The 25,672-nt window shown below is 57.1% G+C and carries 21 protein-coding genes; 6 read left to right on the top strand and 15 right to left on the bottom strand.

What is annotated here, in order from left to right:
• Positions 1–26: 26 nt before the first annotated feature.
• Both EH164_RS10260 and EH164_RS10255 read left to right on the top strand, forming a co-directional pair.
• A complete protein-coding gene (locus tag EH164_RS10260; protein ID WP_124968157.1) occupies positions 27–722 on the top strand; it encodes a hypothetical protein in 696 nt (231 codons plus the stop codon).
• A gap of 15 nt (positions 723–737) precedes the next feature.
• Entirely contained in the window at positions 738–1,793 is a 1,056-nt protein-coding gene (locus EH164_RS10255; RefSeq protein ID WP_124968156.1) for a hypothetical protein, read from the top strand.
• A gap of 56 nt (positions 1,794–1,849) precedes the next feature.
• Here EH164_RS10255 and EH164_RS10250 read toward each other — a convergent pair whose 3' ends face one another.
• The 5 genes from EH164_RS10250 to EH164_RS10230 all read right to left on the bottom strand — a co-directional run bounded on the left by EH164_RS10250 (position 1,850) and on the right by EH164_RS10230 (position 9,880).
• Positions 1,850–2,893 (bottom strand): lytic transglycosylase domain-containing protein, encoded by a 1,044-nt coding sequence (locus EH164_RS10250; protein WP_124968155.1) that lies wholly within the window; start codon positions 2,891–2,893, stop codon positions 1,850–1,852.
• 178 nt (positions 2,894–3,071) lie between these two features.
• Positions 3,072–5,174: a hypothetical protein gene (locus EH164_RS22755; protein WP_241175022.1), complete on the bottom strand. Its 2,103-nt coding sequence runs from the start codon at positions 5,172–5,174 to the stop codon at positions 3,072–3,074.
• A 380-nt stretch (positions 5,175–5,554) separates the two neighbouring features.
• Complete coding sequence (locus EH164_RS10240; RefSeq protein ID WP_241175021.1) at positions 5,555–6,757, bottom strand: hypothetical protein; 1,203 nt, start codon at positions 6,755–6,757, stop codon at positions 5,555–5,557.
• Between the two features lie 429 nt (positions 6,758–7,186).
• Positions 7,187–8,620: a glycoside hydrolase family 32 protein gene (locus tag EH164_RS10235; RefSeq protein WP_124968153.1), complete on the bottom strand. Its 1,434-nt coding sequence runs from the start codon at positions 8,618–8,620 to the stop codon at positions 7,187–7,189.
• A gap of 18 nt (positions 8,621–8,638) precedes the next feature.
• Positions 8,639–9,880 carry an MFS transporter gene (locus EH164_RS10230; RefSeq protein ID WP_124968152.1) on the bottom strand — a complete coding sequence of 414 codons (1,242 nt, stop codon included), beginning with the start codon at positions 9,878–9,880 and terminating at the stop codon, positions 8,639–8,641.
• Between the two features lie 224 nt (positions 9,881–10,104).
• Here EH164_RS10230 and EH164_RS10225 point away from each other — a divergent pair, with 224 nt between their 5' ends.
• On the top strand, positions 10,105–11,112 hold the full coding sequence (locus EH164_RS10225; RefSeq protein ID WP_124968151.1) for a LacI family DNA-binding transcriptional regulator: 1,008 nt from the start codon (positions 10,105–10,107) through the stop codon (positions 11,110–11,112).
• 88 nt (positions 11,113–11,200) lie between these two features.
• Here EH164_RS10225 and EH164_RS10220 read toward each other — a convergent pair whose 3' ends face one another.
• The 5 genes from EH164_RS10220 to ycgZ form a co-directional block, all read right to left on the bottom strand.
• Positions 11,201–12,109: a flagellin gene (locus EH164_RS10220; protein ID WP_124968150.1), complete on the bottom strand. Its 909-nt coding sequence runs from the start codon at positions 12,107–12,109 to the stop codon at positions 11,201–11,203.
• Between the two features lie 143 nt (positions 12,110–12,252).
• Positions 12,253–12,561: a monooxygenase gene (locus tag EH164_RS10215; RefSeq protein ID WP_124968149.1), complete on the bottom strand. Its 309-nt coding sequence runs from the start codon at positions 12,559–12,561 to the stop codon at positions 12,253–12,255.
• Between the two features lie 121 nt (positions 12,562–12,682).
• Positions 12,683–12,958 carry a biofilm development regulator YmgB/AriR family protein gene (locus EH164_RS10210; RefSeq protein ID WP_023478767.1) on the bottom strand — a complete coding sequence of 92 codons (276 nt, stop codon included), beginning with the start codon at positions 12,956–12,958 and terminating at the stop codon, positions 12,683–12,685.
• A gap of 37 nt (positions 12,959–12,995) precedes the next feature.
• On the bottom strand, positions 12,996–13,304 hold the full coding sequence (locus tag EH164_RS10205; protein ID WP_124968148.1) for a hypothetical protein: 309 nt from the start codon (positions 13,302–13,304) through the stop codon (positions 12,996–12,998).
• A 159-nt stretch (positions 13,305–13,463) separates the two neighbouring features.
• Entirely contained in the window at positions 13,464–13,703 is a 240-nt protein-coding gene (ycgZ, locus tag EH164_RS10200; RefSeq protein ID WP_023478790.1) for a regulatory protein YcgZ, read from the bottom strand.
• A gap of 298 nt (positions 13,704–14,001) precedes the next feature.
• Between ycgZ and EH164_RS10195 the strand changes: the two genes are divergently transcribed.
• Positions 14,002–15,222, top strand: coding sequence for a diguanylate phosphodiesterase (locus EH164_RS10195; protein WP_124968147.1), 1,221 nt, complete (start codon positions 14,002–14,004; stop codon positions 15,220–15,222).
• Between the two features lie 91 nt (positions 15,223–15,313).
• The gene (locus EH164_RS10190) at positions 15,314–16,048 is read left to right on the top strand and encodes a MerR family transcriptional regulator (RefSeq protein WP_124968146.1); all 735 of its coding nucleotides are present in this window, start codon (positions 15,314–15,316) and stop codon (positions 16,046–16,048) included.
• 9 nt (positions 16,049–16,057) lie between these two features.
• On the opposite strand, the gene EH164_RS10185 is transcribed toward EH164_RS10190, so the two are convergent.
• On the bottom strand, positions 16,058–17,881 hold the full coding sequence (locus EH164_RS10185) for a glycoside hydrolase family 15 protein (RefSeq protein ID WP_124968145.1): 1,824 nt from the start codon (positions 17,879–17,881) through the stop codon (positions 16,058–16,060).
• A 106-nt stretch (positions 17,882–17,987) separates the two neighbouring features.
• Here EH164_RS10185 and EH164_RS10180 point away from each other — a divergent pair, with 106 nt between their 5' ends.
• Positions 17,988–20,381 (top strand): phosphoketolase, encoded by a 2,394-nt coding sequence (locus tag EH164_RS10180; RefSeq protein WP_124968144.1) that lies wholly within the window; start codon positions 17,988–17,990, stop codon positions 20,379–20,381.
• 509 nt (positions 20,382–20,890) lie between these two features.
• On the opposite strand, the gene EH164_RS10175 is transcribed toward EH164_RS10180, so the two are convergent.
• Genes EH164_RS10175 through EH164_RS10160 form a run of 4 tightly spaced genes read right to left on the bottom strand, consistent with a single transcriptional unit; the run spans position 20,891 to position 25,345 of the window.
• Positions 20,891–22,126 (bottom strand): MFS transporter, encoded by a 1,236-nt coding sequence (locus EH164_RS10175; protein ID WP_023479268.1) that lies wholly within the window; start codon positions 22,124–22,126, stop codon positions 20,891–20,893.
• A gap of 22 nt (positions 22,127–22,148) precedes the next feature.
• Positions 22,149–23,684, bottom strand: a complete 1,536-nt coding sequence (locus tag EH164_RS10170; RefSeq protein WP_124968143.1) for a DHA2 family efflux MFS transporter permease subunit — start codon at positions 23,682–23,684, stop codon at positions 22,149–22,151.
• Between the two features lie 10 nt (positions 23,685–23,694).
• Positions 23,695–24,867: an efflux RND transporter periplasmic adaptor subunit gene (locus EH164_RS10165; protein ID WP_124968142.1), complete on the bottom strand. Its 1,173-nt coding sequence runs from the start codon at positions 24,865–24,867 to the stop codon at positions 23,695–23,697.
• Between the two features lie 22 nt (positions 24,868–24,889).
• Complete coding sequence (locus tag EH164_RS10160) at positions 24,890–25,345, bottom strand: MarR family transcriptional regulator (protein ID WP_124968141.1); 456 nt, start codon at positions 25,343–25,345, stop codon at positions 24,890–24,892.
• Between the last annotated feature and the right edge of the window lie 327 nt (positions 25,346–25,672).

The following is a 25,672-nucleotide window of genomic DNA, read 5'->3' as shown; positions in this document are numbered from 1 at the left end:
ACTTATTAACTCTGAGGAACACATTTATGAAGATTCCAGGATTTGGTGGTGGAGCAACAAACGCAAACCGAGCCGATTTCCCGCCGGCGAATATGCCAGGCAAACCGGGAGGCACGCCGTCAGGTAAACCAGACCTGCCCGATCAACCAGGCAAGTCCTCGCCGTTATCTTTCCTCAATAATTCGAAAATGGGCCCGCTCTCTTTTGCCAGTAACGCCTTTGGTGGCCTGAGTACGCTCGCGTCGCTGACCGGGCTTGGCGGCCTCGGCGGAAGCCAAAGCAACGGCCAGTCAAATGGTGCAAATGCGCCTGCGAGCGGCAGCAACTCCCTGCCAGGCGGTGGCTTAATGCAGCAGCTTATGATGCTGTTAGGCCTGCAACAGCTGTTGGGCGGCGGTAATAAGGCGCAGCAGCCGGAACAGCCGACGACCCCTGCGCCTTCCCAGGGCGCGAATAAGAGCGGTAACCCGCTTGAGCAGTTGATGCAGATGCTCCAGCAACTGCTTCAGCAACTGATGGGCCTCGATAAAGGCAAAGGGGCCGGGAGCGGAGAGCAGAGCGGTAATGCACCGCAGGCACCTGCTCAGGGAGCGGCTGACGGTGGTGGTCAGCAGGGTGGGATGATGCAAAACCTGCTGTCGCTGTTAGGGCTGACATCACTGTTGCAGGGTCTGTTGGGCGGCGGTCAGGGGCAATCTTCCCAGAAGAATACGCAGCTCTAATTCAGGGGGGCTTATATGGTTATGCAAGTACCTGGCGCGGGGGGGATCACCCCCGCTTTTTCACCTGGCGGGCAACTGCCGGGTAACCTGCCATTAACCACTCCCCTGCCCGGATCTTCCTTGCCGGGTCTGGGTAACGATCTGCCGATCTGCTACTCCGGAACTAGCGGAACGCCGCTGGCGGGCCTGGGCGATCCGACCCAACAGTTCGATCAGCTGTTAAAGCAGGTTGGACTGGGTGCGCTTGTTGATCCCGCAGCCAATGAGGAAACGATGCCCGAAGCGTTATTTACCAGCGAAACCGCAGGTGAAGAAGCGCCGCAGGCAACGGGCGATGGCGTGCGGACCAGCGAGAAGGACACCAGCGTCAGGCCGACAGAAGAGAACCTGAAGGGCCGTCCGCCGGGAGATAACCGCAGCGCCGAGCAGATCATTGATGAAAACCCGGTGCTGAAAAACCTCGGCAATCAGAAAGATATTAAGCGCGAGCAGTTAAAAGAGCGCTTCGGCGACTGGACGGATACCAATAAAGATCCGAAGAGTCGTGCTGATGCGGCGTACAACATGGCCTGTGTGTTAAACAGCATCAAAGGCCTTAATGCCCGCGATGGCAGCGAGCGCAAGGAGATCTCCGCTAACGACAAAATAGAGGGCATCACGAAAGATGGCGACGCGCGTCACGGTACCGAGGCGGGCGTACTGAAGGATATCGCCGAACAGGGACTGAAGATGTTGCCGGAGAATAAACAGCTGCCGCAAACCAATGATACGCACGTGCGTAAGGATGGTACCAATAAGGACAACTTCCAGTGGGGCATGGGCGAGTTCGGCAAGATATTGTCGAATATCCCGATTCTCAAATCTGTTGCTGCGCCTTTCTTCAACAACATTGGCGAGGCCCGTAACCTGGGCGAAGTCTTTACCGGTGGCCTGAAAGGACTGGCTGAGGGTGGTATGAGCGTGGCGCGCGGGCCGATTGGCTGGGGCATTACGGCCGCTACCGACACCGTGCAGATTGCGGTGGAGAATGCCGGAGGGAAAGGGAAGAACGAACCGCCGCCGTTTGCCTGATTTATTACCTTGCTGATGTTTGTCCCTGTACCTGGTACAGGGACTTTTTTTGCCTGCTATGCAGGTAACGTACCTTTGCCGCTGGAGATAACGTCGGCAAAATTGAGCACTTTCCCGACATAGGTTGCATCGCCGGTACCGGTTTTCGAGATATCGGTCAGATCGTTGACGTTCACATTCCCCGGCCCTGAGTTATAGGCCCGCAGCCCGGCACCGAGATCGCCGCCAAACGCCTGCCGCTGCTCTTTCAAATAGAGCGCACCGGCCATAATGCTGTCTTTAGGGTTGGACGGGCTGGCATCCGCTCCCAGCAGATGCGGGTATCTGCTTTGCAGATCGGCGAAGGTGTTGGAATTCACCTGCATCAGGCCGCTATCGGAAAGCCCATTGCCGCCGTTAACGGTGGTCGCATCGATTTTCCCGCGTGACTCCTGCCAGATTTGCCCCGCCAGCACTTCAGGCGGTTGGTCGGTCTCTCTGGCGGCATGCATTATCGCCTTCTCATGATCGAGTAGCGGCGCGGGCAAATGCAGTCCCGACTCGCCTTTTATCAGCGGAACGCCGCCGGATGTCGGTGTCTGCTGGGCAGGCGTGTTCAGTGCAGCACTGGAGGGAGAGCCCGGTTGTGCAGCACTGCCCGGCTGTTGCGCAGAGGCGGCGGCAGGCTGATCAACAGGCTGCTGCACGGCGGCGTTCACCGGTGCGGCGGGCGCAGCTCCCTCCTCTGCTGAGCCGCCCGGCATCCCTGCCCCGCCGCCGCTACCTGCTCCTGCTCCTGCTCCTGCGCTGTTATTTTGCTGCTGACCGGAGAAGAGCTGCTGCAGCATCATCAACAGTTGCAGTAATGCTTGTATTTGCGGCCCCAGTTGCTGCATTAGCCCCTGCATCTGCATCGGATCCATATTGCTCTCACTGTCGGGCGTGGCGGTGAGGCTACTGAAATCCGTGCCGCTCATGGCATCATTGCCAAAGTTAATCGCCTGGCTGCCGCCAGCAAAATCTGTCGGGCTGAACGAGGCAAAGTTTTTTTCATTGAGCGCGCTAAAATCAGGCATTTGCGGCTGTATCGGCCCGAAAACCGAACCTGACGAGATATTCATCCTTCTGTCCTCTCAACAAAGGGTCATCATTAGCGCCAGTCACGCTGACGCATCCCTCCCGGTATGACCGGGGTATGATTGAGTGGAAAGCGCGAGGCGTGGGTTCCGGGCAGAGCGTGCTACAGAGAAAATTCAGACGAAAAAAAAGCCGCATCGCTGCGGCTTTTAAGAGGGGGGATCAGGAGGCCTTTTTCGGCTCTTCAGGCTCTGGCGATCCTGCTGGCCCTGCGGCTTCTGATGAGGCGGATGACCCGGACGCTGCTGATGACGCTGATGATGTCGGTAAGGAGTCAGGCAGCGGGATCATCTCGGCGATACGCTCGCTCATCTTCTCTGCTTCAGTTTCAAGTAGGGCGATGATGGCTTCGTAGTCGGCCTGCGTTAAATGCTCAGGCTGTGGGCTTTTGATATTCGCCAGCCCCGGGAAGGTTTGCCACCATGCATAGGTATCACTCCGGCGCATCTCGGGTGAGCGCCCGGGAGGAGTGTTACGCAACGGACCGGAGGTATGCGAATGGACGCTGGCGCTGTCCGACTCGCCCGCGGCCGGCGAATCGCTCCTGCGGGCTTCAACGGCAGGCGCTTGCGGCGAGCTTTCACGAGGAACCTCGATGACCGGTGCTTCCGGCGAGCTTTCACGGCGGGCCTCGACAACCGGCGCTTCCGGTGAACTTTCACGGCGGGCCTCTACAACCGGCGCTTCCGGTGAACTTTCACGGCGGGCTTCTACTTCCGGCGCTTCCGGTGAACTTTCACGGCGGGCTTCAACCTCCGGTGCTTCCGGTGAACTTTCACGGCGGGCCTCGACAACTGGCGCTTCCGGCGATTCACGGCGGGCTTCTACCTCCGGCGCTTCAGGCGAACTTTCACGGCGGGCCTCGACAACTGGCGCTTCCGGCGATTCACGGCGGGCCTCTTCGGCTGGCGCCTGAGGTTCGGTTGACGGGCCCGCTACCGGCGGTTCGCCTGCTGGCGGTCTTGCGCCGGAACTTACCGGCGCTCCCTCACCTGTAGTGGCGGCGGCCTTCGGGCGCAGCTTGTTTGCCACTGCCCCCTCAGCTTCTTTATACAGAAGACCGAACAAGCCCTGCTGGAAGTAGGAATAGGCGTTCGGTATCAGGGCCGCCGCATTGCCCACACTTTCGCGGGAAGCGCGGAAGCTGCCTTTTTTCGCCAGTTCCAAAGCGGCCTCGGCCGCACCCTTCTGACCGTCGGTGAAAATTTTCTCGAAGCCACCTTTGGCCACGCGCGCTGCGCCCGCCCCGGTGCCTAAACCGAGGGCTTCCATCGCCTCCGAGGCTACCACGCTTAATGCACTCAGCGTGGTAACGCCCTCAACCCAACGTTTTGGCGATTTTGCGTGCGCCCACACCGCATCGAAGTGGCTACCCTCGCCACTATTCTTCTTGCCGTTGGACAGCGCCATATAACGATCCTTCCAGTCGTTACGGCCAAATAAAAACTCCGCGCCGTGCAGGTTGTCGTAGTAGTTTTCAACGACGCCACTCAATGAACCGGCACCCGAGGTCAGGCCAAAACCAGCAATCTGATTAATGGCATAACCCGGCTTAAGCGTGCCTTGTATAATCCCCATCGGCTCTGGCCGCGGCTTATTTTCAGGTAATAGCTGAGTTGCACTGGAGATCCCACCGGTAATCGGGTTGCGGACGTTAAAGCCCGTCCCGCCCAGCGCCGTCATTTTTAATTTATGCAGAAAGGTATCGCGTTTTTTTGCCTCTTCCTGCATAAGAGGGTGCAGCGCATCCATATCCGCCTGCATCCATCTCGAATCCTGAATGCTGCTACCGATAACCCGTGTGAGCACGGCTTTAAACGCTACGGCGGTCATCCCCCCCGCCACGCCAGCGACAAAGTTGTGCATGGGAGTGCCCGGCTCCAGCTTCATCGCGCTCGCTATCCCCTTACCAACCAGATCGCCGGGGACACCGGAAAGGGCATAGGTCATTCCAATAGCCCCCTTTGCCTTAGCCATGATCATCGTGTCGCAGCTGCGAGCAAATTTGAGCACATCTTTTACCTGATCGTCCGTCTGGTGCAAATCATCGTGCAGGGCAACAGCTATATCATCCAGGTATTCATGTACATCCGCCCCGCCTCTACAGGCGTTATGCAGCGTATTCGCAATACGCCCAATCTCCGCTAAACGTGCCCTCGCAGCAGGGGTTGTCGTAGCGACTGCGCTGGTTGATGGCCCACCGCGCGAGGCCAGTTCAATCGCATCGTGCTGTACAGGGGAAGTTGGGCGTCTAATTCCTTCCATAATTCTCACTCCGCCAGGTTGTGCCGGTTATCAGCAACCGGTCAGTTGATGACTTGCGAAATGAGTAACTCACCCCGCAACGATAGCGTTGAGTGGGATGCGAGCGGGCCCGGTTTCACCTTTGCGGAGATTTTTTAAGGTTTTGTGATGCAGTTAATAAAAAGCAGCCAGATGCGCTGCGATTCAGCGGGGAAAAGCGTTTTTTAACAGTTGATATGGACCGGGTAAAACCAAACGACTATGCGGAGCCACGCGGGAAAGTTATTCATAACTGTTCGCTTAATAACTTATCAATAGAGGGGATTTTTCCACGCTACCTGATTGCAGTATCAGGTAAACCATAAACTCCACGCCGTTGCGTGGAGTTTTTTTATGTTCTATCAGGCAATCGCCAGTTCAATGACTTCAAAGAGTTTTTTCGCACCGGCGTTCGATTGCGTCAGCGTGATTTTTTGTTTTTTTCCCTCTTTCAGCCAGAGCGTAATCTGCTTATTCAGCGCACCGGAAAAAGTCACCTTCTTAATATCGCTGAAGCGCGTGAAGAATTTATCTTCAGCTTCAAACATGCCAGGTAAACAGAAGATAGCCTCATCGGTTAACACCACGCCACGATCGCCCTTTCCTGCCAGGGTTTCATCAAAGTAAAAAAGAAGATCGTCTTTTTTAAGCGGCGGTAATGTCCCCGCTGCGGCAACGGCCTGAATAAAATGAGCGATTTTTTTATCGTTCAGGTGATCGTAGCGATAAAAGTGATGATCTTTGTTCGTCGCGTAGCGCTGCTCTGTTTCATTGCTCAACAGGTAGACAGGCTGTTCATCCGCAGGCGTGCTCACTTCAGCCAGAGAGCGGGTTAGCGATGCGCCCACGGCTCCGGCGCCAGGAACGATCGTCGAGGTGACCACCGTTTGGGTAACGTTGCGCGTATAGTCGGCAACGACGGTTCCTCGTGCAGTGGTGTATCCGCTAACGGATTGCGGCAGTGTCGCAGAGGTTTTTACCAGGCTCATCCTGAAAGCCGCGCGCAGCGAGGCGAAAATCGAGGCGATCAGCAGCATAATCATCGGTACGGACAGCAACATCACACAGAAGAGGAAAAAAGTGTGTTTTGGCGTAGCCGAACGTTCACTGAGACGCCCAACAGATGCCACCGCCGCGATAAAGTAGACGAGGCCGCATCCTGCCGTCAGCCACACATTGCTGTCGCTATTATTAAGATGATAAATAACAGGAATTAAGAGGCTGGCATAAAGCGTTACGCTCAGCAGAGCATCCGGCAGCAAATTCTTAATACCCTCAAACGCTTTGCCGATGTTGTACAAAATCCAGCAGATAAGAACAATCCAACCAATAATCGGAATGGCCGCGGCGATAGCCATCAAAATGAAGCTGATAACCATGCCACGCAGCATACCGGCAAGATGCCCTTCCGATGCCAGGTAATAAATAAAAAATAGCAGTGCAAAAGCCATCATCCCGGGAAGAATAAAAATAATAGCTTCAGGCAGGAAAAATACGCCAGCCCAAACCGCTGACAGCAGTAAAAAGCACAATCCGGGCCCGAGATTCTGCTCTTTCACCGCCACATCCGTATAATTTGTCATTTTATTGTTTAACCTGTTGTTTACTCACGTCTTGCTGTGTGTCCGAAGTAGCTTAAAAAGTGAAATATTTCTGCAAAAAAAGCCGCTGATTAATTGAAGCAGCGGTTTCTGATCGTGTTATTTCTCGCGGAGAATATGGTTTCCGGCAGGTGCCCAGCGCCATGCGTCAATATTATTCTCTGCGCATACTTTCCCGACAATTTGCTCATACGTACAGCCCCCTGATTTGGGGGCTATAACAAGATAATCTCGCGGGTACTCTACGCCGCCGAGCGTATGGCGTCTAATGATATATATCAATCACTTGAGCGCTCTCACCTTAACGTCAAACAATTTGCGTTAGGGCGTTGTGCGAAGCGCTTTATCCCCATCATTAACAACTCCACGCGCGGACGTGGAGTTTTCGCTCTCTTACGCCAGCGGCCAGGCCCCGGCTTCAATTACGCGCGCCGAACCGCTCCACGCAAACAGCGCGGGCGCGCGCTTATCAGCCTCAGGATAGATGCGGCTGCTGAGGCACGCCTCTCCGTCATTAACAAACACCTCAACTGACGAGCTGTCGAAGAAGAGGCGCAGTTCCAGTGACGCGTGGATATCAACCGGCACGCTACGCATACCGCACAGCCCATACTGCGGATAGTGACGCGCCAGCACCAGCCGCTGCATCTGCGCATCAACGTAAACGCGCAGCCCCTCGCCGAGGCTGACGCCATACTGCTCTGCGCTGCTGTTGCCGCAATCCCAGCGCAGAAGCACTTCCAGCGCGTCGCCGCTCTCCGGCAGCGTGATTTGCTGATCCTCAAGCCGCGTAACCGGCCACGGCATCCACGCGCCGCGCAGGGTTTCCACCTCTCTTGCCGGGCGCATCTGCACGCGGTTGTCGGCGCTCAGGCTCACTTCGCGCGGCAGCGACAGCATCCCGGCCCAGCCATCCTGCTGCTCCGGCAGCGGCGATTCCCACATATCCAGCCAGCCGATAACAATCCGCCGACCATCAGGGGTCAGCAGGCTCTGCGGGGCATAAAAGTCATGGCCGTGATCCAGCTCGGTAAACTCGCTCTCGCGTACAAAAGGCTGCCCTGGCTGCCACTGGCCGAGAATATAGCCGCTCTGGAAGAGATTACGATTGTTGTAGCCCTGCGCCGCGATGCCTTGCGGCGAGAACATCAGCACCCGTTTATCGCCGAGGGTGAAAAAGTCCGGGCACTCCCACATAAAGCCGAGCGCTTTTTCCGCCTCATCCAGCACACCGGCGTCCTGCCACTCGCGCAGATCGTCGGAGCGGTAAAGACGAACATGGCCCGTTTCGCCATCGCGTGCGCCGACGACCATGTACCACTTATCCCCTTCCCGCCACACTTTTGGATCGCGAAAGTGGTGCAGCCCGGGCGGCGTATCCAGCACCATCCCCTGGCGCTCAAAATGGATGCCGTCGCGGCTGGTGGCCAGGCACTGCACCTGATACAGATTGGTCTCATCCGTGGCATCGCCGTGAAATTTATGCCCGGTGTAGATCAGCGCCAGCGTGTCGCCATCGACCACCGCCGAGCCGGAAAAGCAGCCATCTTTATCAGCCGGGCCTTCAGGCGCCAGCGCCACCGGCAGATGCTCCCAGTGCAGCAGATCTTTACTGCGCGCATGCCCCCAGTGCATCGGCCCCCACTGTGTTGAATAGGGGTGATGCTGATAAAAGGCATGGTACCAGCCATCAAACCAGACCAGCCCGTTCGGATCGTTCATCCAGCCTGCGCGCGCCGCGAGGTGGTAGCGCGGATACCAGCGCAGGTTTAACGTGTCTCGTTTGGCCACAAGCGCCTGTTCAGCGTCGGCAAGTGAATATGTCATAGTCGCTACTCTTTTCGGTTAAATGGTGGAGGGTTGCGGCATCAGCGGGTCAGAAGATGACTTACCGGAACGCAACAGGAAGATGGAGATAAAGGTGGTGGCGAAGACCAGCAGCCCCATGATCAGATAGGACTGGGCAAAGCCATATTTCTCATAGCTGTACCCCGCCAGCGGCGACAGCACCGAGGCGATCACCGAGCTGGTACAGGCGAAGCCCACCAGGTAGAGGGTTGAGGAGAGGCGTTTGTCGAAATGCAGGCTGTTGTACTTAAAGATCGCCACCAGCAGGATCGGCAGCTCGACCGCGTGCAGCAGTTTGGTGATGGAGATAAGCAGCGGCCCCTCCACCAGCCCGGAGGCGATCATGCGCATTGCCATCACCATGCCCGCGAAAATCAGGCCGTTTTTCGCGCCAATCCTGTTTACCAGCCACGGCGCGCAGAACATGCCCGCCGCTTCAAGAAACACCTGGAACGAATTGAGGTAGCCATACATGGCGTTGCCCTCCTGCAAGGTCGGGAACTGCGACGAGAAATAGACCGGGAACTGCTGGTCATAGACGCCGTAAATACAGGTGCCAATCACGAACAGCACCAGCGCCCAGAAACGCGGCAGCGTCAGCAAACCCAGCGCATCACTAATCGTCACCTTGCCGCCGCTCACTGCCTCCTGCATCGCGTGCGGCGCAGAGGAGACTTTTAAGCGCGCCAGCAGCACAAAGAAGATCAGCCCGGAGGCGCTTGCCACCGCGAAGTTGAGTTTCGGGTTGATATTAAACAGCAGACCAGCAAAAAAGGTCGCCACCGCCCAGCCAAGGGATCCCCACATCCGCGCTTTACCAAACTCAAACTGGCTCTGGCGCGCAACGCGCTCGGTGTAGGACTCCAGCACCCCGATGCCGCCGTTAAAGGTTAAGCCGATATAGATGCCGCCAAACACGCTGCCGAGCAGGATGTTGATCTGTAGCAGATAGCCAAACAGTAAGAACGCCGGGCCGGAGAGCGCCAGCATGGCGGTCAGATACCAGAGCAGGTTTTTGCGCAGGCCGAGCTTGTCCTGAATAAAGCCATAACAGATCTGCGCAAACAGCGCGGAGACGGAGAGCACGGCGTAAATGATCCCGGTATCCCCCGCTTTTAAGCCCACCTCCTGATGAAGCCAGATGGAGAGCAGCGAGCCGGAAGCGGACCAGGTGACAAAAAAGAAGAACAGTAAGGCACTGAGCAGTGGGTAGCTGTGAGCGTGATGGGCTTTCATCATGACAGTCTCATATTGGAGTTGTGCATCGATGATAACGTTAACATTGTGCGTCACTCATGGTCTTCTGCTGAAATTCATGATGTTAATCACAAGAGTTAACGTTAACATAACAGGAGTGAGAGGGAGATCAAACTCCGCGCCTGTGACGAAAGCGCAAATACGTTACGATAGCGCCCTCTCTGGCCGCAGTGACTGCGCGAGTAAGCCCGCATGGAGTAACAGATATGGCCTCTCTGAAGGATGTAGCAAAACTGGCGAATGTCTCGCTGATGACGGTCTCGCGCGCGCTGAACAGCCCGCAACGCCTCAAGCCGGAGACGCTGGCGCGGGTGCAGGCGGCGATTGAGCAGACCAATTATGTCCCGGATCTCTCGGCGAAAAAGATCCGCGGCGCGCACGCCTCGCCGAAAACCATCGGCGTGCTGGCGCTGGATACCGTCACCACGCCCTTCTCGGTGGAAATTACCTTATCGATTGAAGAGACCGCGCGGGCGCACGGCTGGAACAGCTTTGTGATGAATATGTTCACCGACGACAACCCGGATGCGATTGTTGATCTGCTGCTCTCCCACCGGCCCGACGGCATTATCTACACCACTATGGGGCTGCGCCAGGTGCCGCTGCCCGCCAAGCTGCTCACCCTTCCCTGCGTGCTCGCCAACTGCGAAAGCCTGCACGATCAGGTCGCCAGCTATATTCCCGACGATGAACAGGGCCAGTACAGCGCGGTAAAAGCGCTGCTGGAGGCGGGTTATCGCCAGCCCCTTTGTCTGCATCTGCCCGAACCGCTGCTTGCCACCGCGCGCCGGCGTAAAGGGCTGGAGCGCGCCTGCCGTGAAGCCGGGGTTAACCCGGATACTCTCACCCACCGCTATATGGCGCTGGGTGACGAGCATTATCGTGATATTCCGGCGCAGGTGCTGGCGCATATCCACGCGCAAAAGCCGCAGTTCGATTCGGTGATCTGCGGTAATGACCGCATTGCGTTTATGGTCTATCAAACGTTACTCGCGCAGGGGCTGCGCATTCCGCAGGATGTGGCAGTGGTTGGTTACGACAATATGGTGGGTATCGGTGAGCTGTTCCTCCCCTCCCTTGCAACGGTGCAGCTCCCGCATTATGAGATTGGGCGCCTGAGCGCCCTGCATATTATTAACGGTAGTGAACACAAGCAGACCACGCGGGTTGCCAGCCCGTTTCTGCTGCGTGATTCGGTGCTGGCGGCTGATTAGTTTGCTGCTTTGCCGAAGCTTTACGCCTCGTTAGCCACAAACCAAAAATCCACGCTTAAGCGTGGATTTTTTATCATTTAACGGACGGTTAACGCAGCAGCGACAGCATGGTCTGCGGCACCTGGTTGGCCTGCGCCAGCACGGACGAGCCGGCCTGTTGTAATATTTGCGCCCTGCTCATATTTGAGACCTCCGTACCATAGTCGGCGTCATTTATTCGGCTGCGCGCAGCGGAGAGACTGTTCGCCGCCTGATTGAGGTTGTTTATCGTCGATTCAAAGCGGTTCTGAAATGCCCCGAGCGAACTGCGTTGGGTATCGACGGCTTTTATCGCATCGTCAATGGCGGCAAGCGGATTATTGAGTATCGCACCGCTAAAGGGGGTGACGGTGCCATGGAGCACATCAAAGCCCATTGCTTTTACGCTACGCGCGCTACCGTGGATAGATTCGCCAGAGACTTCGCCAATCGAACCGGAATTTGCCCCCAGGTTATAGTCATCGCTGCCACCTATCGTGAGAACAATCTCTTCGCCATCATCAGCACCCACCTGGAAGCCGTAACCAAACGAACCAGAGCCGCTATCAAGAATTTTAATGCCGTTAAAGTCTGTCTGGCGGGTTACGCGATTAATCTCGGCCATACGTTCATTCACTTCCGACTGAATAGAGTCGACATCGGAGGCAGAGTTAGTGCTATTTTGCGCCTGCACGGCCAGATCGCGGATACGCTGCAAGTTGTTATTTATTTCGCTTAATGCGCCTTCAGCCGTTTGTGCCAGCGAAATAGCATCGTTGGCATTTCTTGCGGCCACGCCCATGCCGTTAATGCTGGAGGAGAAACGGTTGGCAATCGCCTGGCCCGCAGCGTCATCTTTCGCGCTGTTAATACGCAGGCCGGAGGATAAACGCTGAATTGCAGAGCTTTGCGCCGCCTGGGATTTATTAAGGTTATTTTGGTTGATGAGTGACAGCGTATTGGTATTGATGACGGCCATGCTACGACTCCTTGTAGAAATAGATTAAAACCAGCGGTGCGGTTATCTATTAGCATCGGCACGAGCATTGAAAACTTTATGCTCTTTAAGGAGATTGCGGTAACAAGCGCTATGAAGGCTCGCTACCGCATAACAACAAATAACTATCCCGGTTGGCCGTGATTCAGGCGTGTCAGGGGTTCATTGACGTCAAACAGTTTGACGGTGATGTTGGTGGCACCAAACTGTTTTAACCGCGCCATATGTTTATCCATATAGCGCTGCGCGTTCGCTTCGCTGTCGAAGAGATAGATCCCTCCCGCTTCCTGAGCGAGCGCATTTTCGGTCCACACTTTCCACAGAAAGCCCGGCTCCTGATTGATTGATTCGGCCAGCTCCACCAGCTGCTGCGACATTTCATCGCCAAACGGGCCGTTAAAATCGAAGTAAATCTGCACGAGTTTATTGGCCATACTATCCTCCGTGATGGCATGTTTATGAGCCTGTCGACACTATTTCATCGCTCGAGTAATAGCAAAAAAAAATCCACGCCGGAGCGTGGATTTGCTGTCAGAGCAGGTGAAACCAGTACGGTTAAATATCGTCCGTTGTATGGTGTACAACGATTTCCAGGGTGTGGCGTACAATATCGCTTTTCACCACATCCTCTGTGGTCTCGATCATCTTGATCAACTCCAGGATCAAGGCCTTGTGGGTAATACGTTCACCGGCTGCCATAACACCACGAATCGCCGCGCCCAGTACCACAGACTCCTCTGCGAGCGTCTCGCCGCCGCTGCGAAAATACTCAGCAAGCGAGAGATCAGGCAAATTTTCATATTCGTGTGAATCCAGCAAAACCTGGCTCATCGTTTACCCCATTTTTTAGTGATAATAACCGTGTCTGTTAATGTTTTTTCGAACTGCCGGCGCTGTTGTCACCAAACAGCTGGAAAACGTTATCCCTGCTCTGCTCATCCCACTCATCGCGATCGCTTCCTTTGTCGCGCTTCAATGAGGCAAAATTATTGTTGCTGATTTCAGCAATAATCCGCCCCAGCATCTGCCGCCGCTGAACGTCCTGCTCGCTGGTCTCCATCGACCGCAGCCGGTTGATCAACGCACGTGTGCTGATGGGTGAGTTATCTTTCAGAAGTGACAATACTGCCACTCCGATAAGTTCATCTGTAAGTTGCTCTATTTCACTACTATTCATAACTGCATCTCGGGTTGCCGCTACTTGCCGAACTGCAATTGCGGCATGAAGCCAATTCTCCCTTGGGGACGATTAACTTTTCTGCACGCGCATGAAGCGCTTCATCACCCCGCGAGAATTGACTCAAAAGCCAAAAGTATTGCCGTTGGTCAAACTCTGTTAGCGATCGAAAAGCAGGCCAATCAGCGTGTGATAGTGGCTCTCCTCTTCCGGACCAGAAGCCTGCTCCAGACGGCTCAGCAATTTAGTACAAATTGCCTTGCGGTTCAGGTTGCGTCCTTCGCTCAGGATTTCAACAGCGATCTGTCCCAGCGTCTGCTGCTGAGTCGGGAGTGATGCCTTGTTGAAATAGCGGGTAATGGCATTAGCTGTATTCGGAAAATAACCGTTCTGCTGCATATGTCACTCCTCAAATAGTCCATTAACTTGTTAAAGTAACGTTAAAGTTATACAAAAAACGGCGATTTGTACATAGTAATTGTACAAGTTTGTTAGCCATCTAATGAATATTTCACAATCTTTATATTTATCAGGTGATTATAACCAGGAAAATTTTTACGCGGTTGACCAAGGTTGTACAAGCTGAAAAGCCGCGTGTACAAGCGGCACAAACAGCATAATTCTCTGCTAAATCAAGGGAGACGAGGTACTTTGCATCTGGTAGTGTGAGCGCTCATTCACCCGTTTCGGAACGCTTATGCTCACCACCCTTATTTACCGCAGCCATTTTCGCGACAACGTATCGTTTTCGATGCTTGAAGGGATGGTTGAAGCGGCCAATCAAAAAAACAGCCAGGCCAACGTCACCGGCATTCTGCTGTTTAATGGCACCCACTTCTTCCAGCTGCTTGAAGGGCCGGAAGAGACGCTGGATCCGATTTACGATGCCATCTGCAATGATGACCGCCACTTTAACGTTGTAGAGCTACTGCGCGACTATGCGCCGTCACGACGCTTTGGTAAAGCCGGGATGGAGCTGTTTGATCTGCGCGCCTATGACCGGGAAGAGGTGCTGCAAACGGTGCTGGATAAAGGCACCTCGAAATACCAGCTTATTTATGACGACCGCGCGCTGCAGTTCTTCCAGACCTTTGTCGAAGAGGGGCAGAAAGAGAACTACTTTGAGATCCCGGTCGACGACGAATGGGATTTCGTTCCCGACGGCAGCGCCGTCACCCTGCCCGCGTCCGTTGCCGCCACCAGCGCCGACTGCCGCTTTGCCTTCCAGCCGCTGATTGACCCCTTTGCCCGCAAAGTGGTGGCAATTGAAGCCCTGCTGCGTACCCCTTCGGGCGATGCACCGCAGGCCTACTTTGAGGGCCTGACGGGCGATGACCTCTATAAAGCCGACCTTGAAAGTAAGAAAGTGGCGTTCGCAATGGCCACCGCACTCGATATTGGCGCACAGACTCTTTCGGTTAACCTGCTGCCGATGACGCTGGTTGAAGTGCCCGGCGCGGTCGAATTTATCCTGCGCGAAATTGAGGCTAACGGCCTGGTGCCGGAGCAGATCATTGTTGAGTTCACCGAGAGCGAGATCATTTCACGCCTCGAAGAGTTCACCGAAGCGGTGAAATTACTGAAAGGTGCCGGGATCCGCGTGGCGATTGACCACTTTGGCGCTGGCTTTGCGGGCCTGCTGCTGCTGGCACAGTTCCAGCCTGACCGCATCAAAATCAACCGCGATCTGATTCAGGATGTGCACAAGAGCGGCTCACGCCAGGCGATCGTACAGGCGATCATCAAATGTTGTACATCCCTTGAAATTCAGATCTCCGCCGTCGGTGTCGAGAAAGCTGAAGAGTGGATGTGGCTGGAGTCGGCGGGTATCTCCCAGTTCCAGGGCTACCTCTTCGCGCGCCCGGATATCAACGGTATACCAGCGGTCTGCTGGCCAGAAAAACAGGACGATGCTTAATCGCTCCTTAAGTAAAGCTGTACAAAGTGCTTGTACAGCCTGCAAGCCTTAACTAGGCTTTGCGGGTGTATATCGGGGTTACGAGGAAGTCATGGCGTTTTACAGTATTGGCGAAGTTGCTGAACGGTGCGGTATTAACCCCGTCACACTTCGCGCATGGCAACGTCGTTACGGTTTGCTAAAGCCCCAGCGCAGCGAGGGCGGCCATCGTCAGTTTGACGAGGCGGACATTCTGCGCATTGAGGCGATCAAGCGCTTTATCGAAAGCGGCGTCTCGGTCAGTAAAGTAAAAGCGTTGCTGGATGAGTCGCCCGCCGCCGATGAGCAAGGCTGGGCGAAGGTGCAGGAAGATCTGCTGGCAACCCTGCGCCAGGTCAACCCGGCCAGGCTGCGCGCCATGGTGCTGGATATGGGGCGTAAATACAGCGTCGATCAATTTATCGATGAAGTGATTATGCCGGTGCGCCTGCTGCTGGCGCGGGATCAGAACACCGCGCGGGTGATCTTAAGCCTGCTTGACGGCGTGCTGATCGACTTTGCCGTCACCCAGCTGGCGCTTAGTCGCCAACAGGGAAGCAGAGAGGCGCTGTTTATCGCCTGGAACAATGACGATCGTACGCGCCTGTGGCTCGAAGCCTGGCGGCTGTCGCAACAGGGCTGGGCGCTGGATGTGCTCGCCGATCCGCTTGACTCCCCGCACCCGGAGTTTTTCCCGGGAAAGCAGCTGGTGGTCTGGACAGGCAAAGCGCTGACCCAGCGCCAGTCGCAGCAGTTTACCCACTGGCAGGAGCAGGGCTTCGCCCTCACCTTTCACGGTCCACAGTAACCCGCAGCCTTACGGCTGCCAGGTTTGCTGATTCCCGGACATCTTTTTATCTAAATAGAACGCGGCGCTGATCAGCGCCAGATGGGTCAACGCCTGCGGGAAGTTGCCAAGCGGGAAGCCGCGCTCATCAAACTCCTCGGCGTACAGCCCAAGGTGGTTGGCGTAGTGCAGCAGCTTCTCAAACTCAATGCGCGCCTCATCGACAAAATCCGCCCGCGCCAGGCATTCGACATACCAGAATGAGCACGGCGCAAAATAGCCCTCCTCCCCCTGGAGCGAATCCGCCGGGGTCTCCTCCTGCAAATAACGCCGCACCATGCCATCGCGCATTAACTTTGTGCGGATGGCGTCGAGCGTTGCCAGCCAGTCGGGATCTTTGGCGCCGATAAAACGAAACAGCGGCATCAGCAGCATTGAGCCATCGACATCGCTGCCGTTACGGGTCGAGGTGAAGTGGCCCAGCTTCTCATTCCAGAAGTTATGCCAGATATCGTCGCGGATCTTCTGCCGCGTCGCCTCCCAGCGGGCAAACGGCATTGAGAGCGACCGCTTGGCGCCAAGGCGCAGGGCGCGGTCGAGCGCCACCCAGCACATCAGGCGCGAGTAGAGAAAATTCTCCGGCTCGCCGCGCATCTCCCAGATCCCGGCATCGGGCGAATCCCAGATTTCGCAGACATAATCCACCAGCCGCATCACATGCCCCCACGCGCGATGGGAGATGTTGTCGCCATATTTGGTCGTCAGATAGACGGCGTCCATCAGTTCGCCATAGATATCGAGTTGCAGCTGTTTATAGGCTTCATTGCCTTTGCGCACCGGCCTGGAGTTGAGGTAGCCGGCAAGGTGCGGCAACTCCTCTTCGGTGAGATCGGTTCCGCTGTCGAGGCGATACATCACCTGCAATTTTTTCGGGTCGAACTTACTGTTCTCCATACAGCTGCCGATCCACGCGCCGAAGGCTTTTGCTTCTTCGACGTAGCCCAAGCGGATCAACGCATAGCAGCTGAAAGAGGCGTCGCGCAGCCAGGTGGCGCGGTAATCCCAGTTACGCTCGCCGCCGGGCAACTCCGGCAGGCCAAAGGTCGCCGCCGCGGCAATCGAGCCGTAGCGCTGAGAGGTGAGCAACTTCAGCACCAGCGAAGAGCGGGTTACCGCTTCGCGCCAGCGGCCGCTGTATTTGCTCTGTGCCACCCAGCTTTGCCAGTAAGCGAGCGTGCGCTGGCGCAGCGCCGCTACCTGTTTTAGCGCCGCGTGCTTTACTTTGCTGTCGCCGAGCACAAAGGTCGCCGTTTCGCCCGCTTTCAGGCTGAACTCCCCTTCGATGAACCCTTTTTTCACCTGCAAGGTTTCGGATGAGGCCAGCGTCAGCGCCGCCCCCTTCTTGCCTTTGAAGTGATAAACCCGTTTATCCTCCTTTACCTCCGGCGCGTCGCTGGCGTAATTGAAGCGCGGCGAGCAGTGAAGCTTAATCGTCGCCTCGCCATAGATAAGGGTGATTTGCCGCACGATCAGCGGGTTGGCTTCGTCATCCTCGTTGATGGCGATAAAGTCCGTCAGCTCTACCATCGTCTCATTCGAGAGCCAGCGGGTTTGCAGCACGTTAGTATCCGGCAAATAGTGCTGAATGGCGCGCCAGCCCTCGCCCAGCGGCGCAACGGAGAAGTAGCCGCCCCGTTTAGCATCAAGCAGCGAGCTAAAAACAGAAGGGCTGTCGAGATTGGGCCAGCAGAGAAAATCAATCGCCCCTTCAACGGTCACCAGCGCGCAGGTCCGCAGGTTGCCGATAATGCCGTGCTTATCAATCACGGCGGTGGTCTGAGTGTCGGTTTTCATTCGGATCCTTATGCGTGCGGTTACGCTTTAAGCGTAGGTGACACAAAGGGTTCCCGCATCTGTGCCAGGCTTAACAGGAACTCATTTCACTGACGCGGAGAAACGCATGACGCAATACGCCTCACTTCCCGATGATCAACTGCAACTGATCGACCGCTACTGGCGCGCGGCCAACTACCTCTCTGTCGGGCAGATCTACCTGATGGATAACCCGCTGCTGCGCGAGCCGCTCAAGCCTGAACATATCAAACCGCGCCTGCTCGGCCACTGGGGCACCACGCCGGGGCTGAACTTTATCTATGCCCATCTCAACCGCGCCATTCGCCAGCACGATCTCGATATGATCTACATCTGCGGCCCCGGACACGGCGGGCCTGGCATGGTGGCGAACACCTGGCTTGAGGGGAGCTACAGCGAGATCTACCCGCAGGTGAGCCAGGACGCGCAGGGGATGAAAACCCTCTTTCGCCAGTTCTCCTTTCCGGGCGGCATTCCAAGCCACGCCGCGCCGGAAACGCCGGGGTCGATTAACGAAGGCGGCGAGCTGGGCTACTCCCTCTCCCACGCCTTTGGCGCAGTGTTTGATAACCCGTCGCTGATTGCCGCCTGCGTGATTGGCGACGGCGAAGCGGAGACCGGGCCGCTGGCGTCGAGCTGGTTCGGTATTAAATTCCTCAACGCCGCACGCGATGGCGCGGTGCTGCCGATCCTCCATCTCAACGGTTATAAAATCGCTAACCCGACCATTCTTGGGCGCAGCAGCGATGAGGATCTGCTGCATCTGTTTCGCGGCTACGGCTACGAGCCGCTGATTGTCAGCGGTCATGAGCCGGAGAAGATGCATCGCCAGATGGCGCAGATCCTTGAGCAGGCGCTGGAGCGTATTCGCCACTACCAGCAGCAGGCGCGCAGCGGTGAAGCCGCTGAAGATTTACCGCGCTGGCCGATGATTATTATGCGCAGCCCGAAAGGGTGGACCGGGCCGCAAACGGTGGATGGTAAAAAAGTGGAGGACTTCTGGCGCGCGCACCAGGTGCCGGTCTCCTCCTGCCGGGAAGATGACGGCCACCGGCAGATCCTCGAAGAGTGGATGCGCAGCTATCAGCCTGACGATCTGTTTGATGAGCAGGGGCGGCTGCGCCCGGAGCTGGCCGCGCTGGCACCGGAGGGCGATAAACGCATGGGCGCCACCCCGTGGGCCAACGGCGGTCGTCTGCGCCGCGAGCTTAATACGCCAGCGATTGCCGATTACGCCGTTGATGTCACTTCGCCCGGCGAGACGCAGGCGGAATCCACCGCCGCGCTCGGGGCTTATCTGGCAGGAATATTCCAGCGCAACCGCGATAACTTCCGCCTGTTTGGCCCGGACGAAACCGCCTCGAACCGCTTAAGCAAAGTGTTTGATGTCACCAGCCGCACCTGGCAGGAGCCGGTCAAACCCTACGATGAGCAGCTTGCCGCCGATGGCCGGGTGATGGAGATCCTTAGCGAACATCAGTGCCAGGGCTGGCTTGAGGGCTACCTGCTCACCGGGCGTCACGGCCTGTTTAACTGCTATGAAGCTTTTATCCATATTGTCGATTCGATGTTTAACCAGCATGCCAAGTGGCTGAAGGTGACGCGCAAATTGCCGTGGCGTGAACCGATCTCATCCCTTAACTACCTGCTCTCGTCTCACGTCTGGCGCCAGGATCACAACGGTTACAGCCACCAGGACCCCGGTTTTATTGACCACGTGGTGAATAAGAAAGCCGATATTGTGCGTGTCTATCTGCCGCCGGATGCCAACACCCTGCTCTGCGTAGCGGATCACTGCCTGAAAACCTGGGATCGCATTAACGTGATTGTCGCTGGTAAGCAGCCTGCGCCGCAGTGGCTGAACCTTGAAGCGGCGCAGAAACACTGTGCGGCGGGTATCGGGATCTGGCACTGGGCAGGCACCGTTGATGAAGGTGAAGACCCGGATGTGGTGATGGCCTGCGCCGGTGATGTGCCGACGATGGAGACGCTGGCGGCAGTCGATCTGCTGCGCGACTACTTCCCGGATCTGCGCATTCAGGTGGTGAACGTTGTCGATTTGATGGCGCTGCAAACGGAAGAGCAGCATCCGCACGGCCTGAGCGACGAGGCGTTTGACGCCATCTTCACGGCGGACAAACCAGTGATTTTTGCTTTCCACGGCTACCCGAGCCTGATCCATCGCCTCACCTACCCGCGCAATAACCATGGCAATTTCCACGTGCGCGGGTTTATGGAGGAAGGCACCACCACCACGCCGTTTGATATGACGGTGATGAATGAGCTGGACCGCTTCCACCTGGCGCAGGAGGCAATTGTGCGTACCCCCTCCCTGCAAGGCAAAGCGGATTCGGTGCTGGATGAGCTGGCGGAGAAGATCGCCGAGCATCACCGCTACGTGCGCGAACACGGCGAAGATCTCCCCGAAGTCCGCGGCTGGAAATGGCCCTCCGCGCAGGGCGACGGCGGCGCACCCGAGTAACCTCTGCAACCGTCCTTGCCGGATAAGCGTTTACGCGCCATCCGGCGATGGTGTTGCATATGGCTTTGGTGGCATTGTTCCGTTCACCAGGCGTTCGGGAGTTTCATTAACCCCTTATGCGGTGAACGGGACAAGGGAAGCGGCCGCGCTCCCCTTGTCAATCCCCGCGGCCCCGCGAGGAAATCGGTGCTGCGCACTGCGCTCACCTCCCGCATGCCTGACTGCGGCCGGCTCGACTCGACTTACTCGTTCCATTCTGGAACTCGTCCATGTCTCGGTTCGCCTCTGTCCGCCATCCATGGCGTCCAGACCTTGTCATTCACGCTTCGGTTCGCCGATTTCAGCGGGGACACAACCCCTCGCTGTCATATTGCGGATATAAAGCAGTACCGGTTTCGCTGAAAGCCCGTTTTTGTAGGCCGGATAAGGCGTAGCCGCCATCCGGCAGTGGTGTGATGGTGATGGCGTGTAAACGTTTATCCGGCCTACGCCCCCGCCAGCAAGGCGCTTTACCCCACATCACTCTCCAGCCGCTGCCGATGCCGCAATCCCGGAAACCACCTCATCCACAGCGCTACCACAATCAGCGTCCCTACCCCGCCAATCGCCGCCGCGGGCACTGCCCCCAGCCACGCGGCAAGCATCCCGGACTCAAACTCCCCAAGCTGGTTGGAAGTATTGATAAAAATCGAGTTCACCGCATTGACCCGCCCGCGCATCTCATCCGGCGTATCGAGCTGCACCAGCGAGCCACGGATCACCATGCTGATCATGTCAAACCCGCCGAGCGCAAATAGCGCCAGCAGCGACAACCACATCCAGCTTGAGAAGGCAAACACCAGCGTCGCCACGCCAAAGCCCGCGACCGACATAAACATAATGATGCCGACACGGCGCGTCAGCGCACGGTGGCTCAACCAGAAGCCGACCAGCAGCGCGCCCACCGCTGGCGCACTGCGCAGAAGCCCCAGCCCGAGCGGTCCGGTATGCAGCACATCGTGGGCGAAAATCGGCAGCAGCGCCGTCGCGCCACCGAGCAGCACGGCGAAGAGATCGAGGGAGATCACCCCCAACACATCGGGCCGGTTACGGATAAAGCGCACCCCGGCAAAGAGTGAAGAGAGCGTGGCGGGCGTGCGTTTTGGCTGCGCCTGCTCATAGCTCAGGGTGATCACCAGCAGCAGCGAAAGCAGATAGAGCGCCGCCGTGACGCTGTAAACCACATCCGCGCCCGCAGCGTAGAGAAAACCGCCCAGCGCCGGGCCAACAATCTGCGCCGCCTGGCCGGAGACCGCATTCGCCGCCGTGGCGCGCGGCAGAATCGAGGCCGGGACTAACGCTGGCAGCATTGAGATCATCGACGGCGACTCAACGGTTTTGGCGCAGGAGATAACAAAAATCAGCGCCAGGATGACGCCAACGCTGGCGTCCCCCTGCCAGGTGAGCCAGGCGAGCGCCACAATCGCCACCCACTCGCACACCTGCGACAGCAGCACCACGCGGCGGCGGTCAAACTGGTCGGCGATATGCCCGGCGGGCAGTGCCAGCGTCAGGGAGGGAATAAACTGCACCAGGCCAATCATCCCGAGCCAGAAGGCGCTCTGCGTCTGGGAGTAGATCTGCCAGCCGACAATAATCGACAACATCTGAAAGCCAAAGCTGGAGCTGGTACGCGCCAGCCAGAAGGCGACAAAAGATCGGTGCTGCAATAAACGGCCATCGCTGGCGGATAACAGGGGTGCCATAACATCTCTCTATGGGTGGTAATTAATGTCCGGCCGACGGCGCGCCGGGCGCACCGCTGCGCACAAACGGTGGGCGGGCAAACCAGATAACGATCATCAATGCTAAAAAGAGCCAGCCCAGCAACCAGAAGTAGTCGATGGTCGAGAGCATATAGGCCTGCTGCTCAAGGGTTTTATCCACCGCCGCCAGGTGCTGCTGCGTTGCGCCACCCATCTTATGCAGATAATCCGTCGCCGCCGGGTTCCACTGCGAGACGCTTTCGCTGAGGGTGGCATGGTGATAGATCTCGCGCCGCGACCAGATCCAGGTAGTGAGCGAAGAGGCAAACGAGCCGCCCAGCACGCGGAAAAAGGTTGCCAGACCGGAGCCTTCCGCCACCGCCTGGCCGTGCAGGTTAGAGAGCACAATGGTGGTGATGGGCATAAAGAAGAATGCCACGCCAATGCCCATAAACATCTGCACTTCGGCAATGGTGCGGAAATCGACCTCGGTATTGAACTGCGCGCGCAGCAGGCAGGAGGCGCCCATGGTCAGAAACGACAATGTTGCCAGGATGCGCAGGTCAACTTTATGGGCGTAGCGCCCAATAAACGGCGTCAGCAGCAGCGGCAGAAAGCCCATCGGTGCCGCCGCCAGCCCGGCCCAGATCGCCGTGTAGCCCATCTGGGTTTGCAGCCACTGCGGCAAAATAATGTTGATGGCGAAAAAGGCCGCGTAGCCGAGAGTCAGCGTGGCGGTGCCGATGGCGAAGTTGCGATCCTTAAACAGCCGCAGGTTAACAATCGGGTGCTGCTCGCCAAGCTCCCACATCACAAACGACACCAGCGCAATCGCCGAGAGCACTGACATGATGATGATCTCGTTCGAGGCGAACCAGTCGAGATCGTTGCCCTTATCCAGCACCACTTGCAGCAGGCCAACGCCAAGCACCAGCAGCGCAATGCCGATGTAATCAATCGGCGAGGTGGTGGTGCTCTCTTCCCGCTCGCGCAGCTGCATCCAGACGACAATCGCCGCGAAGATACCAATCGGTACGTTGATGTAGAAGATCCACGGCCAGGCGTAGTTATCGGTGATCCAGCCGCCGGTGATCGGCCCGACAATCGGCGCGACTACCGTCACCATTGAGAGCAGCGCCAGCGCCATGCTGCGTTTGCTGGTGGGGAAAATGACCAGCAGCAGCGTCTGACACATCGGAAACATCGGGCCGGCGAAAAAGCCCTGTAGCGCACGGAAGACAATCAGCTCCGTCATGCTGTGGGCGAAGCCGCACAAAAATGAGGAGAGCGTAAAGAGCGCTACCGAGCCGACAAACAGCCGCAGTTGACCAAAGCGGCGGGTAAACCAGCCGGTAAGCGGCAGCGCAATGGCGTTACACACTGCAAATGAGGTAATTACCCAGGTGCCCTGATCGGCGCTGACGCCGAGATTACCGGCAATGGTTGGCAGCGCTACGTTGGCGATGGTGGTATCCAGCACCTGCATAAAGGTCGCCAGCGAAAGCGCTATCGTCGCCAGCAGCAGGCTGGGCGGCGTAAATGCCGATTTATCTTGCATCGCGTCTCTCTTAGCGGGCGGCTACCGGCTGGCTATTATCATGAAGGATCTTCGCCACCAGCGCGTCGGCCTTATCCAGCGCATTCTGGTAGACGTCTGTGGCAAAACGCGGCTGCGCGACGCTCTGCTGCGGCAGCAGGTGCCCTTCGGTGTCGCGAATATCGACGCGGGCGGCCATCGATAAGCCGACGCGCAGCGGATGTTTCTGCATATCATGAGGATCGAGGGTAATGCGCACCGGCAGGCGCTGGACAATCTTGATCCAGTTACCGCTGGCGTTCTGCGCGGGCAGCAGGGAGAACGCGCTGCCGGTACCAATGCCGAGGCTCTCAATCGTGCCGTGATACTCCACATCTTCGCCATAGAGATCGGCGGTCAGCGTCACTTTCTGCCCGAGGCGCATGGTGCTCATCTGGCTCTCTTTGAAGTTGGCATCCACCCAGACCTGATCGAGCGGCACAATCGACAGCAGCGTGGTGCCGGAATCGACGCGCATGCCAAGCTGCACCGCGCGCTTCGCCACATAGCCGCTGACCGGCGCAACAATGGTGCTGCGGGCGTTATCGAGAAAGCGCTGACGCAGGGTGGCGATGGCGCTTTTGATCTCCGGATGGCTGTCGATAACGGTGTCGTCGACCATCGCCAGATTGGTATTGAGCGCCTGCTGGGCGGCAATCAGGTCACTTTTCGCGCTGGTGACGTTGTCACGATAATGGGAGAGATCCTCTGCGGTGACCGCGCCGGTGGCGAAAATCTTCTGCCGACGGGCGTAATCACTCTGCGCGGTTTGCAGCGCCACTTTTTTCGCTGCCACCTGCGCGCGGTAGTTATCCGCCGTGCTGTAAAGCCCGCGCACCTGGCGCACGGTGCTGGCGAGGTTGGCCTGTGCCTGTTGCAGGGCAATTTCCGTATCGGCCGGGTCGAGCAGTACCAGCGGCTGCCCTTTTTGCACAAAGTCGCCCTCATCAACCGCGACCTGGGTAACGGTGCCGCCAATCTGCGGCGTCAGCGTCACCTGGTTGGCGCTGACATAGGCGTCGTCGGTGGTTTCGTAATAGCGGGCATAGAGCAGATACCAGGCCAGACAACCAGCGGCGATAATCACCAGCAGCACAAACAGAATGGCAAAGTTGCGCTTACGTTTACTCGGCGCGCGTACAGTCTGGGTAGATGAATCGGACATCTTTATCACCTTTCAGAAAAGCTTAGCGATGGGGTTCGGTTGCGTCGTCAGGCAACATTTTGATCAGCAGCGTGACCAGCTGTTGCGCTTCATCCTGGCTGAGGCGCTCGGTGAGTGAGGCGAGGATCGACGTCAGCGCCTCATTCTGGAAGCGATCGCAAATCACCCGCCCCTTCTCCGTCAGGCCGAGGATCACCTGGCGTTTATCGTCGGGGTTGGTTGTGCGCACAATCAGATCGCGCTTGACCATGCGCTCAAGCATGCGGCTCATGGCACCGGCGTCCATCAGCAGGTTTTTGCTCACTTCGACCGGGCTGGTGAAGCCTTTATAGATGCTGATCAGCACCTTGAACTGCGCGGCGGTGATATCCGCCGGGGAAAAGTAGTGGCTGAGAAGCTGGTCTTTAAACTGGTTTGCCAGATGGATCAGCAGGCCGAGGTGCAGCTTCGGGTTAGGGTTATCCGCAGAGTTCGTCATAGTATTTGCCTGGTCAATAATTACAAATGAAATTACTGACCAGGCAGATAACTGTCAATAAATTGTCAAGATAAGCGCACATTTTGTCAGTTTTCGACCACCACACCCGTACCCCGTAGGCCCGATAAGCGCAGCGCCATCGGGCAACTCCGCAATGCCGGATGGCGGCTTGCGCCTTATCCGGCCTACAAAAACACACAACGTCAACATTCGTAGGCCCGATAAGCGCAGCGCCATCGGGCAACTCCGCCATGCCGGATGGCGGCTTTAGCCTTATCCGGCCTACAAAACCACACAACGTCAACATTCGTAGGCCCGATAAGCGCA

The sequence above is a fragment of the Kosakonia sp. CCTCC M2018092 genome (assembly GCF_003864115.1).
Lineage (GTDB): Bacteria > Pseudomonadota > Gammaproteobacteria > Enterobacterales > Enterobacteriaceae > Kosakonia > Kosakonia cowanii.
This window is presented reverse-complemented; position numbering and strand designations above follow the sequence as displayed.

Excerpts from the sequence above, each read along its gene's own strand:
- EH164_RS10175 (WP_023479268.1), bottom strand. The coding sequence starts at position 22,126 with ATGGCACCCCTGTTATCCGCCAGCGATGGCCGTTTATTGCAGCACCGA.
- EH164_RS10180 (WP_124968144.1), top strand. The coding sequence starts at position 17,988 with ATGACGCAATACGCCTCACTTCCCGATGATCAACTGCAACTGATCGAC.
- EH164_RS10185 (WP_124968145.1), bottom strand. The coding sequence starts at position 17,881 with ATGAAAACCGACACTCAGACCACCGCCGTGATTGATAAGCACGGCATT.
- EH164_RS22755 (WP_241175022.1), bottom strand. The coding sequence starts at position 5,174 with ATGGAAGGAATTAGACGCCCAACTTCCCCTGTACAGCACGATGCGATT.
- ycgZ (WP_023478790.1), bottom strand. The coding sequence starts at position 13,703 with ATGCAGCAGAACGGTTATTTTCCGAATACAGCTAATGCCATTACCCGC.
- EH164_RS10190 (WP_124968146.1), top strand. The coding sequence starts at position 15,314 with ATGGCGTTTTACAGTATTGGCGAAGTTGCTGAACGGTGCGGTATTAAC.
- EH164_RS10165 (WP_124968142.1), bottom strand. The coding sequence starts at position 24,867 with ATGTCCGATTCATCTACCCAGACTGTACGCGCGCCGAGTAAACGTAAG.
- EH164_RS10195 (WP_124968147.1), top strand. The coding sequence starts at position 14,002 with ATGCTCACCACCCTTATTTACCGCAGCCATTTTCGCGACAACGTATCG.
- EH164_RS10210 (WP_023478767.1), bottom strand. The coding sequence starts at position 12,958 with ATGAGCCAGGTTTTGCTGGATTCACACGAATATGAAAATTTGCCTGAT.
- EH164_RS10225 (WP_124968151.1), top strand. The coding sequence starts at position 10,105 with ATGGCCTCTCTGAAGGATGTAGCAAAACTGGCGAATGTCTCGCTGATG.
- EH164_RS10250 (WP_124968155.1), bottom strand. The coding sequence starts at position 2,893 with ATGAATATCTCGTCAGGTTCGGTTTTCGGGCCGATACAGCCGCAAATG.
- EH164_RS10170 (WP_124968143.1), bottom strand. The coding sequence starts at position 23,684 with ATGCAAGATAAATCGGCATTTACGCCGCCCAGCCTGCTGCTGGCGACG.
- EH164_RS10215 (WP_124968149.1), bottom strand. The coding sequence starts at position 12,561 with ATGGCCAATAAACTCGTGCAGATTTACTTCGATTTTAACGGCCCGTTT.
- EH164_RS10260 (WP_124968157.1), top strand. The coding sequence starts at position 27 with ATGAAGATTCCAGGATTTGGTGGTGGAGCAACAAACGCAAACCGAGCC.
- EH164_RS10255 (WP_124968156.1), top strand. The coding sequence starts at position 738 with ATGGTTATGCAAGTACCTGGCGCGGGGGGGATCACCCCCGCTTTTTCA.
- EH164_RS10235 (WP_124968153.1), bottom strand. The coding sequence starts at position 8,620 with ATGACATATTCACTTGCCGACGCTGAACAGGCGCTTGTGGCCAAACGA.
- EH164_RS10160 (WP_124968141.1), bottom strand. The coding sequence starts at position 25,345 with ATGACGAACTCTGCGGATAACCCTAACCCGAAGCTGCACCTCGGCCTG.
- EH164_RS10230 (WP_124968152.1), bottom strand. The coding sequence starts at position 9,880 with ATGATGAAAGCCCATCACGCTCACAGCTACCCACTGCTCAGTGCCTTA.
- EH164_RS10205 (WP_124968148.1), bottom strand. The coding sequence starts at position 13,304 with ATGAATAGTAGTGAAATAGAGCAACTTACAGATGAACTTATCGGAGTG.
- EH164_RS10220 (WP_124968150.1), bottom strand. The coding sequence starts at position 12,109 with ATGGCCGTCATCAATACCAATACGCTGTCACTCATCAACCAAAATAAC.